Origin of the sequence: Paenibacillus sp., from assembly GCF_035645235.1 — a bacterium.
Taxonomy (GTDB): Bacteria; Bacillota; Bacilli; order Paenibacillales; family YIM-B00363; genus Paenibacillus_AE.
In genome coordinates this window covers 40,718-57,407 of sequence record NZ_DASQMZ010000210.1, presented here as the reverse complement: position 1 = coordinate 57,407, position 16,690 = coordinate 40,718, and the positions used below count along the sequence as shown (strand labels likewise).

General features: G+C 60.0%; 14 protein-coding genes. 11 read left to right on the top strand and 3 right to left on the bottom strand.

Annotation, left to right across the window (positions count from 1 at the left end; genetic code table 11):
• Nucleotides 1-2: 2 nt before the first annotated feature.
• Both VEZ38_RS19840 and VEZ38_RS19835 read right to left on the bottom strand, forming a co-directional pair.
• Nucleotides 3-1,301, bottom strand: coding sequence for an ABC transporter substrate-binding protein (locus VEZ38_RS19840; protein ID WP_324896626.1), 1,299 nt, complete (start codon nt 1,299-1,301; stop codon nt 3-5).
• Between the two features lie 168 nt (nt 1,302-1,469).
• A complete protein-coding gene (locus VEZ38_RS19835) occupies nt 1,470-2,330 on the bottom strand; it encodes an AraC family transcriptional regulator (protein WP_324896624.1) in 861 nt (286 codons plus the stop codon).
• 138 nt (nt 2,331-2,468) lie between these two features.
• Between VEZ38_RS19835 and VEZ38_RS19830 the strand changes: the two genes are divergently transcribed.
• The 6 genes from VEZ38_RS19830 (at nt 2,469) to VEZ38_RS19805 (ending at nt 10,598) form a co-directional block, all read left to right on the top strand.
• On the top strand, nt 2,469-4,631 hold the full coding sequence (locus tag VEZ38_RS19830) for an ADP-ribosylglycohydrolase family protein (RefSeq protein WP_324896622.1): 2,163 nt from the start codon (nt 2,469-2,471) through the stop codon (nt 4,629-4,631).
• Between the two features lie 188 nt (nt 4,632-4,819).
• Nucleotides 4,820-7,540, top strand: coding sequence for a LuxR C-terminal-related transcriptional regulator (locus VEZ38_RS19825; RefSeq protein ID WP_324896620.1), 2,721 nt, complete (start codon nt 4,820-4,822; stop codon nt 7,538-7,540).
• 199 nt (nt 7,541-7,739) lie between these two features.
• Nucleotides 7,740-7,997: a hypothetical protein gene (locus VEZ38_RS19820; RefSeq protein WP_324896618.1), complete on the top strand. Its 258-nt coding sequence runs from the start codon at nt 7,740-7,742 to the stop codon at nt 7,995-7,997.
• 74 nt (nt 7,998-8,071) lie between these two features.
• Entirely contained in the window at nt 8,072-8,629 is a 558-nt protein-coding gene (locus tag VEZ38_RS19815) for a hypothetical protein (protein ID WP_324896616.1), read from the top strand.
• A 116-nt stretch (nt 8,630-8,745) separates the two neighbouring features.
• Nucleotides 8,746-10,020 carry a GyrI-like domain-containing protein gene (locus VEZ38_RS19810; RefSeq protein WP_324896614.1) on the top strand — a complete coding sequence of 425 codons (1,275 nt, stop codon included), beginning with the start codon at nt 8,746-8,748 and terminating at the stop codon, nt 10,018-10,020.
• Between the two features lie 68 nt (nt 10,021-10,088).
• A complete protein-coding gene (locus VEZ38_RS19805) occupies nt 10,089-10,598 on the top strand; it encodes a GyrI-like domain-containing protein (protein ID WP_324896612.1) in 510 nt (169 codons plus the stop codon).
• 46 nt (nt 10,599-10,644) lie between these two features.
• On the opposite strand, the gene VEZ38_RS19800 is transcribed toward VEZ38_RS19805, so the two are convergent.
• Nucleotides 10,645-11,631, bottom strand: coding sequence for a DUF3231 family protein (locus tag VEZ38_RS19800; RefSeq protein ID WP_324896610.1), 987 nt, complete (start codon nt 11,629-11,631; stop codon nt 10,645-10,647).
• 260 nt (nt 11,632-11,891) lie between these two features.
• On the opposite strand from VEZ38_RS19800, the gene VEZ38_RS19795 reads away from it, so the two are divergent.
• The 5 genes from VEZ38_RS19795 to VEZ38_RS19775 are packed head-to-tail and all read left to right on the top strand — an operon-like array spanning nt 11,892 to nt 16,546.
• A complete protein-coding gene (locus VEZ38_RS19795) occupies nt 11,892-12,860 on the top strand; it encodes a hypothetical protein (protein WP_324896608.1) in 969 nt (322 codons plus the stop codon).
• Nucleotides 12,861-12,886: 26 nt separating this feature from the next.
• The gene (locus VEZ38_RS19790) at nt 12,887-13,609 is read left to right on the top strand and encodes an ABC transporter ATP-binding protein (protein ID WP_324896607.1); all 723 of its coding nucleotides are present in this window, start codon (nt 12,887-12,889) and stop codon (nt 13,607-13,609) included.
• Nucleotides 13,609-14,331, top strand: a complete 723-nt coding sequence (locus VEZ38_RS19785; RefSeq protein WP_324896605.1) for an ABC transporter permease — start codon at nt 13,609-13,611, stop codon at nt 14,329-14,331. The genes VEZ38_RS19790 and VEZ38_RS19785 overlap by 1 nt, the downstream gene beginning before the upstream one ends.
• Nucleotides 14,332-14,334: 3 nt before the next feature.
• Nucleotides 14,335-15,864, top strand: coding sequence for a HAMP domain-containing sensor histidine kinase (locus VEZ38_RS19780; RefSeq protein ID WP_324896603.1), 1,530 nt, complete (start codon nt 14,335-14,337; stop codon nt 15,862-15,864).
• Nucleotides 15,830-16,546, top strand: coding sequence for a response regulator transcription factor (locus VEZ38_RS19775; protein WP_324896601.1), 717 nt, complete (start codon nt 15,830-15,832; stop codon nt 16,544-16,546). The genes VEZ38_RS19780 and VEZ38_RS19775 overlap by 35 nt, the downstream gene beginning before the upstream one ends.
• Nucleotides 16,547-16,690 lie beyond the last annotated feature (144 nt).

Sequence of the window (16,690 nt, the reverse complement as noted above, 5' to 3'; positions counted from 1 at the left end):
GGCTAATAGTTGGACAAATCGAACAAAGTGTTATCGCCGACGTCTTTTTGTTTCTTCGCTTGCAAATCTTTCAGCCAATCGTCAACGGACATTTTGTCGAGGTATAGGCTTGCGACGTCCGACTGAAGAACGCCGACGACGCTCGGGGAACCATAGGACCAAGCGACATAGCCTGTTTTTCCGGACTTTGCCGCGTCGTTAATAATGGCCAGCGCCTTGGATACGTTCGGTTTCAGATCAAATTGGCTGTAGTCGGCTTCGACCGGCTCGGGGATGCCGTTTTCGGCCATCGTGCGGATGACATCCGGATGGAAGAAGTACGAGAGCAGCTTCGCGACCTCGTCCTTGTGTTCGGATTTGGCGTTAATGACGAGACCGCCGCCGACGCCGAGCGGAATCACCGGTTCGCCGTCTTCCTTCCAGCTCGGGAACGCCGCGTACCCGACGTCGAAGCCGGTTTCGATATCGGAGGCGAGACTCCAGGTGCCGTCGAGACGCATCGCCGCGCGCCCCGTCGCGAACAACTGGATACTGTCTTCTTGCGAGATCGAATGGGATTTCTTGTCCGACAGATTGCCGTCCCTCCAATAGTCCGCAAACCGCCCGAGCGCGTCGGCGACGACCGGATCGGTCCAGCTTCCGTCCCCGGAAAACAGTTGCTTCGTCCCTTCCGGGCCCAATACGCTGTTCACGATGGAGGAGATCCACCAGTCGTCGCAGCCGGGGCAATCGGCCGTTCCCCAAGCGAAGGGGATGATTCCTTCCGCCTTCATGTTTTCGCTGAGCGCGGTTAGCTCGTTGTAGTTCGTCGGCACGCTCCAGCCGTTCTCTTGGAACAGCGTCTCGTTGTACACCAGCAGCAAGCCCTCGTAGTTCCAAGGAATGCCGACCGTCTTCCCGTCGATCGAGTAGGCGTTTTTCGCCCAGTCGAACATGCCCTCGTCCCAGCCGTACTGCTCGTAGTACCGATCAAGCGGCTCCACGTAGTTTTGCTTGTAGCTCTCTTTTGCCGCGAACGGATCCATCAACATGAGGTCGGGCGCTTCGCCGGCCGCCAGCGCCGGGGCGTAATCCTCCACCGTGACCTCTTTTATCTCGATGTCCGGGTTTTCGGCGGCGAACAAATCGTACATGATTTGCAGCGCGGAGCTCTCCTCGCCCCAGATGTTCGAATCCGGCACCGTAATCGTCGCATTGCCGCTAGAATTGCTTCCCGCATTGGTACAAGCTGCGACCATGGCGAACGCTGCCAACAACAGAGGCGCTGCGAAGCGGCGAGACGGTTTTGAACTTTTCCGCATTTGACAATCCCCCTTAGGATGCTAGGATCCATGCTATGTGAAGCGCTTACAAGGAAATTATAAAGCAATCCCCTTGCGGTGGAATTAGCTGGAATACATCCGAATTGATCAGGTTTACAGGTTGGGGGTTGTTTTTACGGCGAAAACGACGAGAACGCTCGGGCACATTCAGCGCGCTTCGTAAATCGCGGAAGCGGACGCCGAGCTTCGAAAATGTTGCGGAGACATGCCGACGATGAGGCGGAACGCCCGGTAGAACGGCGATATGCTCTGGAAGCCGCTCCGAAGGCAGACGTCGAGCACCGGCTCGTTCGTCGTCGCCAGCAGACGCTTGGCTTCCGCGACGCGGAGACGCAACAGATATTCTTTATACCCTTCGCCGACCGCCTCTTTAAACAGGTGACGCGCACGCGATGCGCTGACGTCGAGCAATGCGGCGACGTCGTTCAACGAGACGGGCTCCAAGAAATTGGCGTGGATGTATTCGAGGGCGGGCTGAATTTTTCGGTACATCCGCAGCGCGTGGGGGTCGCGCTCCGCGCCGGCGGATTCGTAATGCCGGAGCAATGTGCCGCAAATGTGCAGCAAGTAGCCGCGGACGAAATGACGGAATGCATGCCGGCGCGCCGTCGACTCCGCGTACGCCGCCTCGATCAACGACCGGATGCTTACGGCGGCCGGTTCGTCCGCGGCGATTTTGTTGTTCGTCTTCCCCGGCCGGTACATAAAGGGGAGCAGCAATTCTTCTTCTCCCGGGGCGAAGACGTTCGGGTTAAAAAACAAAAAAATAAACGTAAGGGCTTCTCCCTTGTCCGATTGCGCGATATGCGGATCCATCGGGTTGACGATAAAAATGTCGCCTGGCGTTGCCTCGTACGTGCGGTTGCCGAAATAAAACGTTCCCGTTCCCGAAACGCAGCAGCCGATTTCCAGCGCGGTATGCCAATGAAGCGGCGTCTTCTCTTCGGGCACCGTATGCATTTCGCATCGGATAAACCAATCCTTTTCGAACGAGTAATGGTATTTCATGAGACCTCCAACGGACCGATCGTTTACTGCCATTATAGCCGCTTTTGGGAATTTCCGGGCGAAAATCGGCAAGACTTGCTCGCCTTATATCCCTTAGTATGAGGAAACGAGGGAAATGATCGAAAGGGGATAAACGACATGATAGGCGCACTTAAGACGGGGGACATCGCCGCCGCACATACGATTCCGCAGGATTACGTGGAGCGCGTGTACGCCGGTTGGGTCGGGAAGGCGATCGGCGTCCGCCACGGCGGCAACGTCGAGGGGTGGACGTACGAGCGGATTCAAGAAGTGTTCGGGGAAATTACACATTATGTGCACCATTTTAAAAATTTCGCCGCCGACGACGACACGAACGGTCCGATGTTCTTTCTTCGGGCGTTGGAAGACGTTACGCATACACGCGATATTACGCCGGCGGACATCGGGGACACATGGTTGAACTACGCCGGGGACGGTCACGGCTTCTACTGGTGGGGCGGCTACGGCAAGTCGACGGAGCATACGGCGTATTTGAATATGAAAAACGGCATCCCCGCGCCCGACTCCGGATCGATTCGCCGGAACGGGGCGGCGGTCGCCGAGCAAATCGGCGGGCAAATTTTTATCGACGTATGGGGACTCATCGCTCCGGGGAATCCGGCGCTCGCAGCCGAGTACGCGGCGAAGGCGGCCAGCGTCTCTCACGACGGCAACGGCGTGTACGGCGGGCAATTCATTGCCGCTTGCATCGCGGCAGCATTCACTGCGAAGAGCGTCTCGGACATCATCGAAGCGGGTCTGTCCGTCATTCCGGACGATTGCGAGTACGCACGGATGACGCGAAACGTCGTTGCCTACTACCGGGAGCATCCCGAAAATTGGCGGGACTGCTTCGCATACGTGAAGGGCAACTTCGGCTACGATCGATACCCCGGGGCATGCCACATTATCCCGAACGCCGCCGTTATCGTGCTTTCCCTGCTGTACGGGGAAGGCGACTTCGCGCGAACGATCAACATTTGCAACATGTGCGGGTGGGACACCGATTGCAACGTAGGCAATGCGGGAACGATTCTCGGCGTGTTCGTCGGCATCGACGGCATCGACGATTCGTGGCGCAGGCCGATCAACGACTTCCTGTGCTGCTCGAGCGCCGTCGGTACGTTAAATATGCTGACGCTGCCTTGGTGCGCGGCCTACATCGCGAGCTTCGGCTACAAAATCGCGGAGCGGCAGCCGCCGGAACGGTGGGCTTCGATATTGGCCGGAACCGCGCCGCGCTTTCATTTCGAATTTCCGGGATCGACGCATGCGTTCCGGACGGACGCCGAACCGGTCGGAAGCGGGACTTCCTTCGTCGAAGGGAGCGACGAACAGGCCGCCTCCGGGACAAGGTCGTTGAAAGCCGTCTTCGACAGGGCGATTGCAGGCAAAGGGCATCGGGTGTATTACAAAACTTACTACCGCCCGTCCGATTTTAACGACAGCCGGTACGACCCTAGCTTCTCCCCGCAGCTGTATCCGGGGCAAACGGCGGAAGCCCAAATTTTCGTTCCATCGTTCGTACGCGGCGACGTGCTCGCCAGGCTATATGCGAAGGACGGGAACGGGGACGTCCGTCATTACGGGGAGAAGACGACGATTGCGAAGGATGCTTGGCAAAAGCTGACGTATCGGATCCCGGCGATGTCGGGCAGCTGCCTCGAGGAGGTCGGCGTAGAACTGATTCCTGCGGAAAACGGACCGCTGGTGTGTTACATCGACGACTTTGACTTCGGCGGCGTGCCGGAATACGAGGTGTTGTTCGAGAAGGAGCGGCTGGAGCAATGGAACGCTCTTCATATCGAAGTGAGCCAGTGCACTTATCTTCGCGGCATCTGGACGCTCGAAGACGGGGAGCTGAGCGGCAGCTACTACGGCGAACCCGCGGAATGCTACACGGGCGACTTGGCGTGGCGGGATTACCGCTTCGAAGCCGAGGTCATTCCGAAGGTCGGGCCGAGCCACCACATTATGTTCCGGGTGCAGGGCGGCATCCGCTCGTATGCGGCAGGATTTGCGGAGGGCGGCCGGTTCGCGCTCTATAAAAACGCGAAAGGGTACGCGGAGCTTGCGTCCGTTCCGTTCGATTGGGCGCCGGAACAAACGTACCGCATCGCGGTCGAAGCCGTCGGGGACACGTTCAGGTTTTTCGTCGACGGCCGCGCGGTGCTGACGCACCGGGATGCGGAGAACCCGTATTTGCACGGACAGATCGGCTTTTCGAACATGGGCGGCAGCCATACGCATTACCGGTCGTTCCGCGTGAATGGATACTAATGCAAGGAAGGATCCGGAGGCGTCCGGATCCTTATTTTTGATTGAGCGCAGCGTGTCCTTGAGGGCCGATCCATATCGTAGACACTCTCCTTTGTTTTATCCGGGTTTTATCTTATGATTTAAGTAACTGTCATGCGATCGGATGGAACGGTCAGACAGTATCGTTCGAAGGGAGCGGGGAACGCGCGATGTCAAATACGCCGATTTTGGCTGCGAAACTGCTTGTTCCCCTCCCCCGGACGAAGCTGGTTCGGCGGCCGCATCTGATCGAGCGATTGAACGACGGGTTGGATCGAAAGTTGACCCTGGTTTCCGCCTCCGCCGGTTTCGGCAAGACGACGCTGCTCGGCGAATGGGTCGCCGGGTGCGGTCGGCCTGTCGCCTGGTTGTCGTTGGACGATGGGGATAACGACCCGGCGCGGTTTCTGGCACACCTCGTCGCCGCGGTAGCAAAGAGCGCGGACGGTCGGGGGAAGGGCTTGCTTCGCGCGCTCCATTCCCTGCCGCCGTCTTCGATGGAGTCGACGTTGACGCTCTTGCTTAACGAGATCTCGACCCTGCCGTATGCATTCCTCCTCGTCCTTGACGACTACCATGTCATCCACGCCAAAGCGATCGACGAGGTCCTGCGCTTCTTGCTCGAACATCTTCCGCCGCAGATGCATCTGGTCATCGCCACCCGAGAAAACCCGCAGCTTCCCCTCGGCCGCTTGCGCGCCCGAGGCCAGTTAACCGAGCTGCGGGCCGCCGACCTGCGCTTTACGCCCGAGGAGGCGGCCGATTTCCTCCGCCAGGTTATGGGTTTGATTCTCTCGGACGATGAAATTTCAGCGTTGGAAGCCCGTACCGAAGGGTGGATCGCAGGGCTCCAACTGGCGGCGCTCTCGATGCAGGGGCGCGAGGATATTCCGGCGTTCATTCGAGCGTTCGCCGGCGACAATCGGTACATTGTGGATTTTTTAGTCGAAGAAGTGTTGCAGCGTCAGCCGGACCAAGTTCGAAGCTTCTTGCTGCAGACCTCCATACTCGACCGGTTGCACGGCCCGTTATGCGAGGCGGTCACCGGACAGGAAGAGGGGAGCGCGCGACTCCACTCCCTTGAACAAGGCAATTTTTTTGTCGTCGCGCTTGACGACAAGCGTCGCTGGTACCGCTACCATCACCTCTTCGCCGAGGTGCTCTCCGCGCATCTAAGGGCGGAATGGCCCGGCCAAGTCGCCGCGCTGCATCGTCGCGCGAGCGAATGGTACGGGCGGCACGGTTTTACCGACGAATCGATCCATCATGCGCTCGCCGCCGAGGATTATGCGCGAGCGGCGGATCTGATCGAGCCGGCATGTTCGGGCATGGCTAGAGAGGGACATCCGGCGAAGTTGCTTCGATGGTTGGGCGCGATCCCGGACGAACTGATGCGGTACAGACCCGTGCTTAGCGTGTGGTATGCCGGGGCGCTATTGTCCGCCGGCAAGCCGGAAAGCGTGGAGGAGCGACTGCAGGACGCCGAGCGTTGGGTGGAGCTCGAGGGAGACGCGGCGGAGCGGCGGGACGCCCCTGAGGCAACAATGGTTGTCGTAGACGAAGCAGAATTTCGTCGTCTCCCGGGCTCGATCGCGATGTACCGTGCCGGTTTAGCCTTGATGCTGGGGGATGTGACCGCTACGGAGAAATATGCCCGGCAAGTACTCTCCCTTGCCCCGACGGATGACCATCTACGGCGCGGAGCGGCGGCTGCGCTCCTCGGACTCGCATGCTGGCGGACCGGGCAGCTCGAGGAAGCCCATCGGATGTTCGCCGACGGCATCGCCTACGTTCGGTTGGCCGGAAACATTGCCGACGCCGTGAACGGATGCATCGCGCTGGCCGAAATCCGAACGGCTCAAGGCCGGCTCCGCGAGGCGATGCGCATATATGAGCAGGGCTTGCTGCTTGCAACGGAGCGGGGAGATTCGGAGCTGAGGGGAACGGCGGATATATACGTGGGTATGAGCGAGCTCTATCGCGAGTATGACGATCTGCAGACCGCCGAGCATTGCCTTGCGAAGAGCAAGGAACTGGGGGAGCAGAGCGGGTTTCCGCAAAATCGACATCGCTGGGGCGTTGCCATGTCGCGTATCCGAGAGTCCCGCGGGGATTTGGAAGGTGCGTATAACCTGCTCTGCGAGGCGGAGCGCTTATATGTGAAAGACTTCTTCGTGAATACGCGGCCGATCGCCGCATTGAAAGCCCGAGTGCGGATCGGTCAGGGAAAGCTGGACGAAGCCTTAGACTGGGTGCGGGAGCGGGGGCTCTCCGCCGAGGACGACCTTAGCTACCTATGCGAATTCGAGCATATCACCTTGGCTAGGGTGCTCCTGGCTCGGTCGCAGGGGAACCGTACCGACGGTACTTTGCTTGCGGCGATCAAATTATTTCTAGAGCGCCTCCACCAAGCTGCGGAAGAAGGCGGAAGGACGGGGAGCGCGATCGAAATTTTAATTTTGCTTGCGCTCGCGCATCGGATGCTTGGCAATCATCCGGCCGCGCTTGCAACGCTGGAACGCGTCCTGACGCTGGCCGAGCCGGGGGGCTATGTCCGCATCTTTGCGGACGAGGGGCCGCCGATGGCGTCCCTGCTGGAAGCGGCCGCGAAGCAAGGGATCGCTCCGGGTTATGTCCGTCGCCTCCTGGCGGCTTTCGGCAAGCCGGAAGACAGGGCGCTTGCCGAACAGGGGACGAACGATCCGTTGAGCGAACGCGAACGCGAGGTGCTCCGGCTGCTCGGAACCGACTTGAGCGGTCCGGACATCGCCCGCGAACTTATGGTTTCCCTGAACACCCTGCGTACGCATACCAAAAACATATACGACAAACTCGAGGTGAACAACCGTCGGGCCGCCGTCCGTCGGGCTAAGGAACTCGGTTTGTTCTAGCGAACATCGCTGCGCCTCCTAGCTCCGGCAATTCATCGGCCGGAGCTTTTCCCCATTCTCGCATAACCCCCGGCACGAAAAAATCACCATATCGATCACCCGTTGTGGTGATGCCGACCTCTGCCTGATCGTGTATTCTCGTAAGCAAGGTAGAATGACAAGGTAGAGATATCTCCGAAAAAGAGGAGGGGGGCGCGTCATGAGGGAACCCGGCGAGTCGAAATCGGCGGAGGACCGTCAAAAGCACGACCATTATGAAATACGCGTCAAAGGACATCTCGATGCCCGTTGGGTCGAACGGTTCGAAGGGTTCCGCTTTATTCACGAAGACGACGGAACGACGGTCATGGCCGGTCCGGTAGTCGATCAAGCCGCATTACACGGGCTGCTGAGGGGCGTGCGCGATCTCGGCCTGCCGTTAGTTTCGGTCCAAATGAAGAAGGAGGCAAATCCATAATGAAGGTAACGAGTTCGAGTCTTTTCCGTTGGGCAGGTTTCGCAGCTATGCTGGCAGGGGTCCTTTTTATTGTCATGCAGACGATCCATCCTGCCGATACCCTGGCGTCCGTCTCTACCGGTCGTTGGGCAGTCGTTCACTTGTCGGGCGTGGCGATGTGCTTGTTCGGCTTGGCGGGCATTACGGGAATTTACGCCCGGCAAGCGAAAGCGTCCGGCGGGCTCGGTTTGGCAGGCTATCTACTATTCAGCCTTTTCTTTGCTCTTACAATGTGCTTTCAATTTGCCGAAGCTTTGATTTTTCCGCTGCTTACGACAGAGGCGCCCGGATTATTAGAAGGCTTCTTAGCGCTTGCCGGCGGGGCTTCCGTAGGGACGGAGCTCGGGGCTCTCGCGACGGTGTATTCGGTCGTAGGGGGGCTGTATATGTTAGGGGGCACGTTGTTCGGGATCGCGACGTTTCGCTCCGGCATGTTTCCTCGCTGGGCGGCGGGACTGTTAGCCGCCGGGGGGCTCGCATCGGTCCTTGTGGTTTCGCTGCTGCCGCATCCGCTCGACCGGCTTGCGGCGGCGCCGATCGGGGTTGGTTTGGCCTGGCTCGGCTATTCGCTCTGGACGGAACGGAGAGAATAATGAATATTTCTGGCAAAAGAAGGATTCGGGTTCGATAAGGCGAATATATATTCGTATTAATGGGTAAATGTACCATCCCGCAATCATCTTATTTTGCCAAAGGAGATATGAATCCGTTGACTGCCAGCACAGGGGCTTTGCACGCGCGTATAGCGTGGAGGGACGAATTTCAGGTCGTCGGGGAGAAAATTCGGTTCGATCCGTCCGAGGGGACGCCGCCGGCGGAGAACGACATCGCGAAGCTGTGGCCGCGCTTCAGCGAGCGCGTGCCGGAGATCGGCAACGTCGTCGGCGGGGCTTACGGTCTATGCTTGTTCGGTCCGGACTGCGCTCCCGGTCGTCCGTTCGATTACTTGGCCGGCGTGGGCGTAAGCCGCATCGACGACGTCCCCGAAGGCATGACGGGGGCGACGTTCCCCGGAGGACTGTACTGCGTCGTGACGAGACAAGGACGGATCAACGAGATCGGAGCGGCGTTCGACTATTTCCGCTCTTCCTGGCTGCCGGAGTCCGGATACCGGTATCGGGGCGGCGGGGTCGAATTCGAATTTTACGACGCACGATACCGCGGCAACGAAGACCCTGCGTCCGTCATGGAGCTGTGGTTTCCGATCGAGCCGGCGGAAGCGGTCCCCATCGTAAACCGAGTGGCTAGCGTATTCGTTCACGTCAGCGATCTGCGCCGTTCCGCGGAATGGTACAGCAGATTGCTCGGTCTCCCGGTGATCGAGGAGCGGCTGAACGGCGGCCCGGTCTATTGGTTAGAGCTCCCCGGCACGCATCTGATTTTAGACAATGACGCGGCCAACCGCAGAAACCCGGATTGGAACGAGAGCATGGAGCCGAGATTGATGCTGCAGGCGCTGGACATCGACGAAGCCTACCGGTACGTATCCGAACGGGCGGAGACGATCGGGGGCATCGAACGCCATGGGACGATGGCGTATTTCAACTTCCGGGATTCCGAAGGCAACGCGCTGATGGCCTGTTGGACCGCCGAGCCGTCGCCGGACGGCGATTACGCGTCTTCCGGACCGATCGAGGCGCGCATCGGCGGCGCATTTGTAGACGTGAGAGAGGTGCGGAGCGCCGCCGAATGGTATAACGCGTTGCTCGGATTGCCGCTCGACGAGACGGTCGCGGCGCAGAGCGTCTACGCGGTACCCGTCGTACGCGGCGCTGCGCTGCTCCTCGACGGCAACCGCCGCGCGAACGGGGAGACGTTCACCGAGCGCTTCTACCTGGAGACGAAGGATTTCGAAGCCGCGCTTGCATACGTAACGGAGCAGGGATTTCGGCTTGCGGGGGAACCCAACGACTTTCCGGATTTAAGCGAATTCGCGCTGCTCGATCCCGACGGCAACCGGATCGTCGTCGCATGCATGAAGTAGAATAACGGACGGCGGCGCTCTCGGTATTCGACCGGAGCGCCGCGCCGGAAATGTCGGGAGGGGAAACGATGAAGGTGGAAATTACCGCGCGGCCGGAGCTGAAGGCGGCCGTGCTGGAAGTGCCCAGGGACGGAAGCCGCGTCCGGGAGGACTGGAAGACCGTCGCAGCGCTGCTGGAAGGCCATCCGGCCGTCGCGGACCGCGAGCACGGCTACGTGTTCATTCCCGAGTGGCAATGGTCGACCGAGGTGACGACGTTATGGGTCGGCATGGCCGTGCGGACGTTCGAGGGGTTGCCGGAGGGAGTACAGCGGGTAACCATCCCGGCGAAGCGCTTCGCGAAGACGACGGTGCGCGGCGACCGCGGGCAGATGAATGCCGCGTATGGAACGTTATCCGATTGGTTCCGTTCCGGACCCTATGAGCGCGACGTCTCGATGGGTTCCTTGGGGTACGAGGCGAATCGCCTCGCGCCGGTCAATCCGTTCGACGTTCCGGCGGACGTAATCGACTTCTTCGATTACGACATCTACGCGCCAATCGCCGAGGAGGCCGCGATCGCTCGACCTCCTGCGTAGCCCGGCATCCTCGGCGTCGAATACGTACCGAATGGAGGGCGCTTCGTCAGTTGTTGATAAGCTCCTTTCGGTCCGCGTTTTGCGGGGGCGTCTCGAGCCAGCCGTTGGCGATCATAATGTTGGCGCCGTCGTTCCCGTATTCTGAGATCTCCTCGATCAATCTCGCGTAGTCGATGGCGATATCTTTCCGAGGGCTGTTCCCGAAGGCCATTCCGTAATTGCCGATCGAGATGCTGGTTAAGAACGTAGCGTGATAGGCCATAATTTTATCCGAGAACGGGGGGACCTTGGATCGTTCTACGGTTTTCGCCCACGTCATCGGCGCGTCGACGTCCTCGTCCGTCAGCGCGGAGGAGAAGATTTGTACGTGCTTCTTCGCGATGTCCGTGCCTCGGATCAGGTGATCCCGCACTTTGGGGTCCGAAGCGACTTGACTGAATCCGAGCAGCAGCGTATACCCGATCGCGTTCGTCTGCAGATTGGCGAACAGGTGAGAAATTTCCGTAGCCGTCATAGGACGCCGCGGCCCGATCAAGCCGTCCAGAAAGCCTTGGTTCCGGGTAAATTCGATTCGTTCGGGATAGGGGATGACCGGGGGCTTCATGTACAGCCCTTTGTTCAACAGCACGTCCGCCACGCGGTTGTACAGCTCGACCGTCGATTGCAAGCTTTCCGTATAGAACGCCTTCACGTCTGTCCTTGTGATCTGGGATAGCGAAAATCCGTAAAACGCCATCCCGATCTTGCACATGCTGTTGATGTAGTACATATGGAGCGGGTCGGAGTAGAGCCGGGGCGCCTCGACGAACACGTCCTCCTCCGTAAACCCTACGGGGCACGGAATCCCCTCCTTCTCGAACAGATCGCGCACCGTTCGCACATGCTGCTCGGACAAGTGCAAAGCGTAACGGATCACATCGGCGAAGGCCGCGTCCTCGTTTTTCGCCAGAAAATACTTTAAGACGCATGCCGCCATACTGTCGTTCAGGTAAGAGCCCCAAAGCGCCGCCAACTCGGAAGAATGCAATTTCATGCCGCTTTTTTCATATTCCACGTGTTATACCTCACCGTTTACCCCGTTTGGGCGACTTATACGGTTATTTTTAGAATACCGGATGGAATTTATGCACAGTCGACATAACATTAAACCTCCGCCCCCTGAACCGCCTCTTTTCTTCGAACTTTAGAGACTCTTTAGAATTGCTTTCGAGGCGCTTTAGACTCCTCCTTTAGACTGAAGTTGTAGGCAAGCGCAAGAGCGAAGCCCATACAACCTAAAGGAGTGCGTTGGATATGAAGAAGAGAGGCAAAGCGATCATGATCGGCGCGGCCGCGGCCGCGGTAAGTTTGTTCGCGGTGACCGCGCTGGCGTCGACGCCGAATACGGCGGGATACGATGCGTTCAAGGAAGTGCTGAAGGCGAATCATGCGGAAGGACAGGCGGTCGAGAGCGTCGCGGTGACCGGCAGCTTCTCGATGGCGGCCGACGGCGAGACCGTCCTCTCCCTGAGCGGAGCCGGGAAGGTGCGGCACGGGGACGACGGGCATGCGATGAGCGGCGACTTCGACCTCGCGCTCGAGGGCTTCCAGCGCAGCGGCAGCTTGTACAGCAGCGGCGAAGATGCCGTCTATTTCGTAGATCGGACGCACGATTTGCATTACCAGGTCATCAACTTGGACCGCGAGCATGCGGATCATCGGAAATGGGAGCGCGACGGCGAATTCCGAGGCCACGGCCAGCCGATGGGCCAGGCCGAGGAAGCGCTGCTGGATTTCCTGGTCGGCGACCTGAAGCAGGAGTTCGCCGTGGCGAACCATGCGGACGGCTCGAGGACGATTACGGTCGACGTGAGCCAAGACGAAATTCCGCTGCCGCTGCGCCTCTTGATCGACGCGGCAGCGGCCGAGGAGCGCGGCGAGCGGACGGGGCCTGACCCGAGCGCGGAGGCGCGGCTGTCGCAATATCCGTTCTTCCAAGGCATCGAGGAGCTGCGCCTAGAGGAGCGGCTGCCGGAGCTGAAGGAAGGCGTCGCGATCGAGCGGGTGCAGCTGCGAATGACGGTCGACGCGAGCAACCGGCTGCAGCGCGTGGACGGCAAGCTGGAGGTAAGCGGCAAAGATACGGCCGGCGCATGGCATCGTATTACAATGGAAGGCGCAGGCGAGATCGGCGGGCTCAACGCAACGACGCCCGATGCGTACGACCCGGGCGGCAAAGCCGTCGAGATCGTCGACGCGGCCTCGTTCGGCGACCGGCGATGACGCAGCGGCCTCGGGAGGACATGCCGATGTTTGAAGTCCGCGGGCTGACGAAGGCGTATCCCGGCGGCCGGGGCATCCAAGATCTCAACCTCGCGGTTCGTCCCGGCGAGGTTGTCGCGTTATTGGGGCCGAACGGAGCCGGGAAGACGACGGCGCTGCGAGCGATGGCGGGGTTCATCCGGGCGGACCGCGGGGAGGCGCGCTGGAACGGCGCGTCCGTCGCCGATCGGCCCGAGCTGACGAAGCCGCATATGGGTTTTATGATCGGCGAGCCGGCCCCTTACCCGTACCTTACGGGCTACGAATATTTGAAACTCTATCATAAGCTGTACCCCGGCGTCGACGAGTCGCGTATTCGGGAGACGCTGGAGCAGGTAGGGATGGCGCAGCAAGGTCATGTCAAAATCAAGCGTTACTCTACCGGCATGAAGCAGCGGATCGAGCTCGCGAGCGCGCTCTTGCACCGACCGAAGCTGATGCTGCTCGACGAGCCGTTCTCGGGCATGGACATCGAGGGTCGCCGCGAGATGGCGACGGCGCTCCGCGCCCTTGCCGCAGAGTCGGGCGCGGGGCTGATCGTCTCGTCCCATGTCGTGCACGACATCGAGGATCTGATCACGCATGCCTGCATCGTTCGGGAGGGGCGCTGGGTCGAGACCGCGAGCGTGGACCGAGTAAGGGAGTCGTTTTCGAATGTAGAGGATTATTACTTGCACTGCGTCGGGGGACGGAAAGGCGGTGCCGCATAATGCAAGCGTTGATGTATGTGACGGGGCAAGAGCTTCGCAAGCTGTTCCGCGGCGGTAAGCCGAAGGCGCTGCTGGCGCTCGGCTTCCTTGCAGGCGTTCTCTTCGTCTGGTTCGCCGCGTCCGCGGGGCTGAACGGGAGCTTGCCGCGAACGGCGCTGGCGCTGGCGATTCCGGTGCTGCTGCCGCTGTTTATGGCGTCCTTGGGCAGCGAGCTGATGGCGGCCGAGTTTCAGGAAGGCTCGATAAAAAATATGTTGAGGCTGCCGCTGAGCCGGGAAATGCTTTATTTTGGGAAAATGTTCGCGGGATGGATCGTCGGCGCGCTCATCGTGTCGAGCGTCATCGTCCCAGCGGCGCTTGGGGGGCTATGGCTGCAGGGGATACCTTCCCTGCCCGAGCTGGGAGCGGACGTCGCGGAAGCGGCGGGAGCGGTCGTGTTTTGCGGCTTGCTGCTCGTTCTGGCGAATTGCGTCTCATTGTGGACCGGGAGCGCCGGACTCGGGCTTGTCGCGAGCGTCCTGCTTTGGCTGGCGATGGGCGTCGCCGGCTTGCTCGAGCCTTCGCTTCGCCGATTGCTCGTAATCGACTATGCGGATTGGCTGCAGCCGCTCCTATACTCCGGCGATTTCGGCGCTACGGTATCGATGTTGCTATTTATAACGGCCTACTATATCATTGGCACTATCTTGGGCTTGCTAGCCTTTCAAAGGAAAGAAATGTAACGTATGTCCATACGCTTGAAGCTTCTGTTTACGTATCTATTCGGGATTACGCTGACGGCTCTGATCGTCGCGGGACTCGGGATCGGGTTCGTCTCGGCGATCGTCACGTATTTCGCGAACAGCGTCGTGAAGGATCAGAGCGCGGAGGATGCCATCCGGCGGGGCGTCGATCTCATCGTGGATTTACGCTATGCGGAGCGGTTCGCGCCTGAGACGCTGGCGACCCCGGCGTTCGCGGCGCCGATCGGCGACCGGCTGCAGCCGTTCGAAGGCTTCCTCGTGGTCCGGCAAGGGGAGCGATGGGACAGCTACGGCGCTCTGCAGCAAGGGGACGCGTTCTTAGCGCAGCTGAAGCGGGACATCCAGGCCCAGTCCGAATCCGAGTCCCCCAGGCCCCATTCGGACGTCTTCGCGACGACTGTCTGGGAGAACCGCGAATGGTTTGCCTTGCGGTACGATTTTCCGGAAATCGACGCCCCCTTATCGTATTACCTCGTCTTCGACGCGACCGACACGGAGCGGCGAGGCGACCGGTTCCAAGGGATGTTCCTGCTCGGCATCGCCGCGCTGCTCGGTATCATCCTCATCCCCTTGCTGTGGATTACGACGATGGATATCGTGAGGCCGCTGCGGCAGCTGGAGCAAGGCTCCCGCCGGATCGCGGAAGGGGACCTCAATTTCAGCCTGCGCTCGAAGGTGCGGAACGAAGTGGGCAGCGTAATCCGCTCCTACGAGAAGATGCGCAGCGAGCTGCAGCGTTCGATTCAGGCGCAGGTCGCGCTGGAGGAAAGCCGAAAGCAGCTTATCTCGAATATATCGCATGACCTGAAGACGCCGCTCACCTCGATCAAGGGGTATGTGGAGGGCATTCGGGAAGGAATCGCGAGCGACCCGGAAAAGCTGAACCGGTACATCGACGTCATTTACGCGAAGACGCTCGATATGGATCGGATGATCGACGATTTGTTCCTGTTGTCGAAGCTGGATTTGCGGCAGGAGCAGTTCCATTTCGAGGCGGTGCGGCTGCAGGAGTTTTACGACCGGACGATGAATGAGCTGCACATGGAGTACGACGGCGAAGGCATCGCCCTGACGAGCGAGTACGAGGCCGGCCCCGACGCGGTCGCCCGGATGGACGCGCAGAAAATCAAACGCGTCATCATGAACATCGTGGGCAATTCGGCGAAATTTAACGATAAGCCCGACCCGCGCATCCACATTCATTTCGGCCGGGAGATGGGAGGCTGGACGATCGGCGTGACGGATAACGGCCCCGGCATGGCGCCGGACGAGCTCGAGCGAATCTTCGACCGTTTCTATCGCGCGGATCCGGAACGCAATCCGAATGTCGCCGGGTCGGGGCTCGGCCTTGCAATCGCAAAGCAGATCGTTGCGCAGCACGGCGGCACGATTCATGCGCGGAGCGAGCCTGGGCGTTCGATGACGGTGCTGGCGACGATACCGATGAATCTTGAGGACGGGAATGGGAGCGCGGAAGATGGCGAAGCGGAAAGTGTTGATCGTCGAGGATGATCAAGCGATTGCCGAGTTGGAGCGGGATTATTTGGAGGCGCACGGGTACGAGGTGGCGGTCCGGTCGGACGGCAAGCAGGCGCTCGCGGAGGCGATGGAGCAGTCGTACGACTTGCTCCTGCTCGACGTGATGCTGCCGGGCATGGACGGCTTCGAGCTGCTGCGGAAATTCCGGGAGACGAAGGATACGCCGGTGCTGATGGTATCCGCCCGCAAGGAGGATATCGATAAAATCCGGGGCCTTGGGCTCGGCGCCGACGATTACGTCACGAAGCCGTTCAGCCCGTCGGAGCTCGTCGCGAGGGTGAAGGCGCATCTGGAGCGGTACGACCGGCTGACCGGCGCCGCGTCGGGCGCGAGGGCTTCGGCGGCCCGGAAGCCGCGGGAACTGCGCTTTCGCAGCCTTGCGATCCAGATCGACGCCCGGCGGGTCACGCTGCACGGCGAAGAAGTAGCGCTCACCGCGAAGGAGTTCGACTTGCTGCTCTTCCTCGCGGAGAACCCGGACCGCGTCTATTCGAAGGAGGCGCTGCTCGATAAGGTGTGGGGGTTCGAGCACTTCGGCGATCCCGCGACGGTCACCGTGCATATCGGGAAAATTCGCGAGAAAATTCAGAAGGACCCGTCGCAGCATCCGTTCATCGAGACGGTCTGGGGCGCGGGGTACCGGTTCAAGGTGTAGCCGTTACGGGATTCCGTTTCGGTCGCACCGCTGTTAACGCACCGCTTTCGCCGGCCCATGAGGGGCGGAGAGCGGTGTTTTTTACTTGGAATTATATTCTTGACAATGTAGGGTACCACCCTATACTATAAAAACAGACTCGAT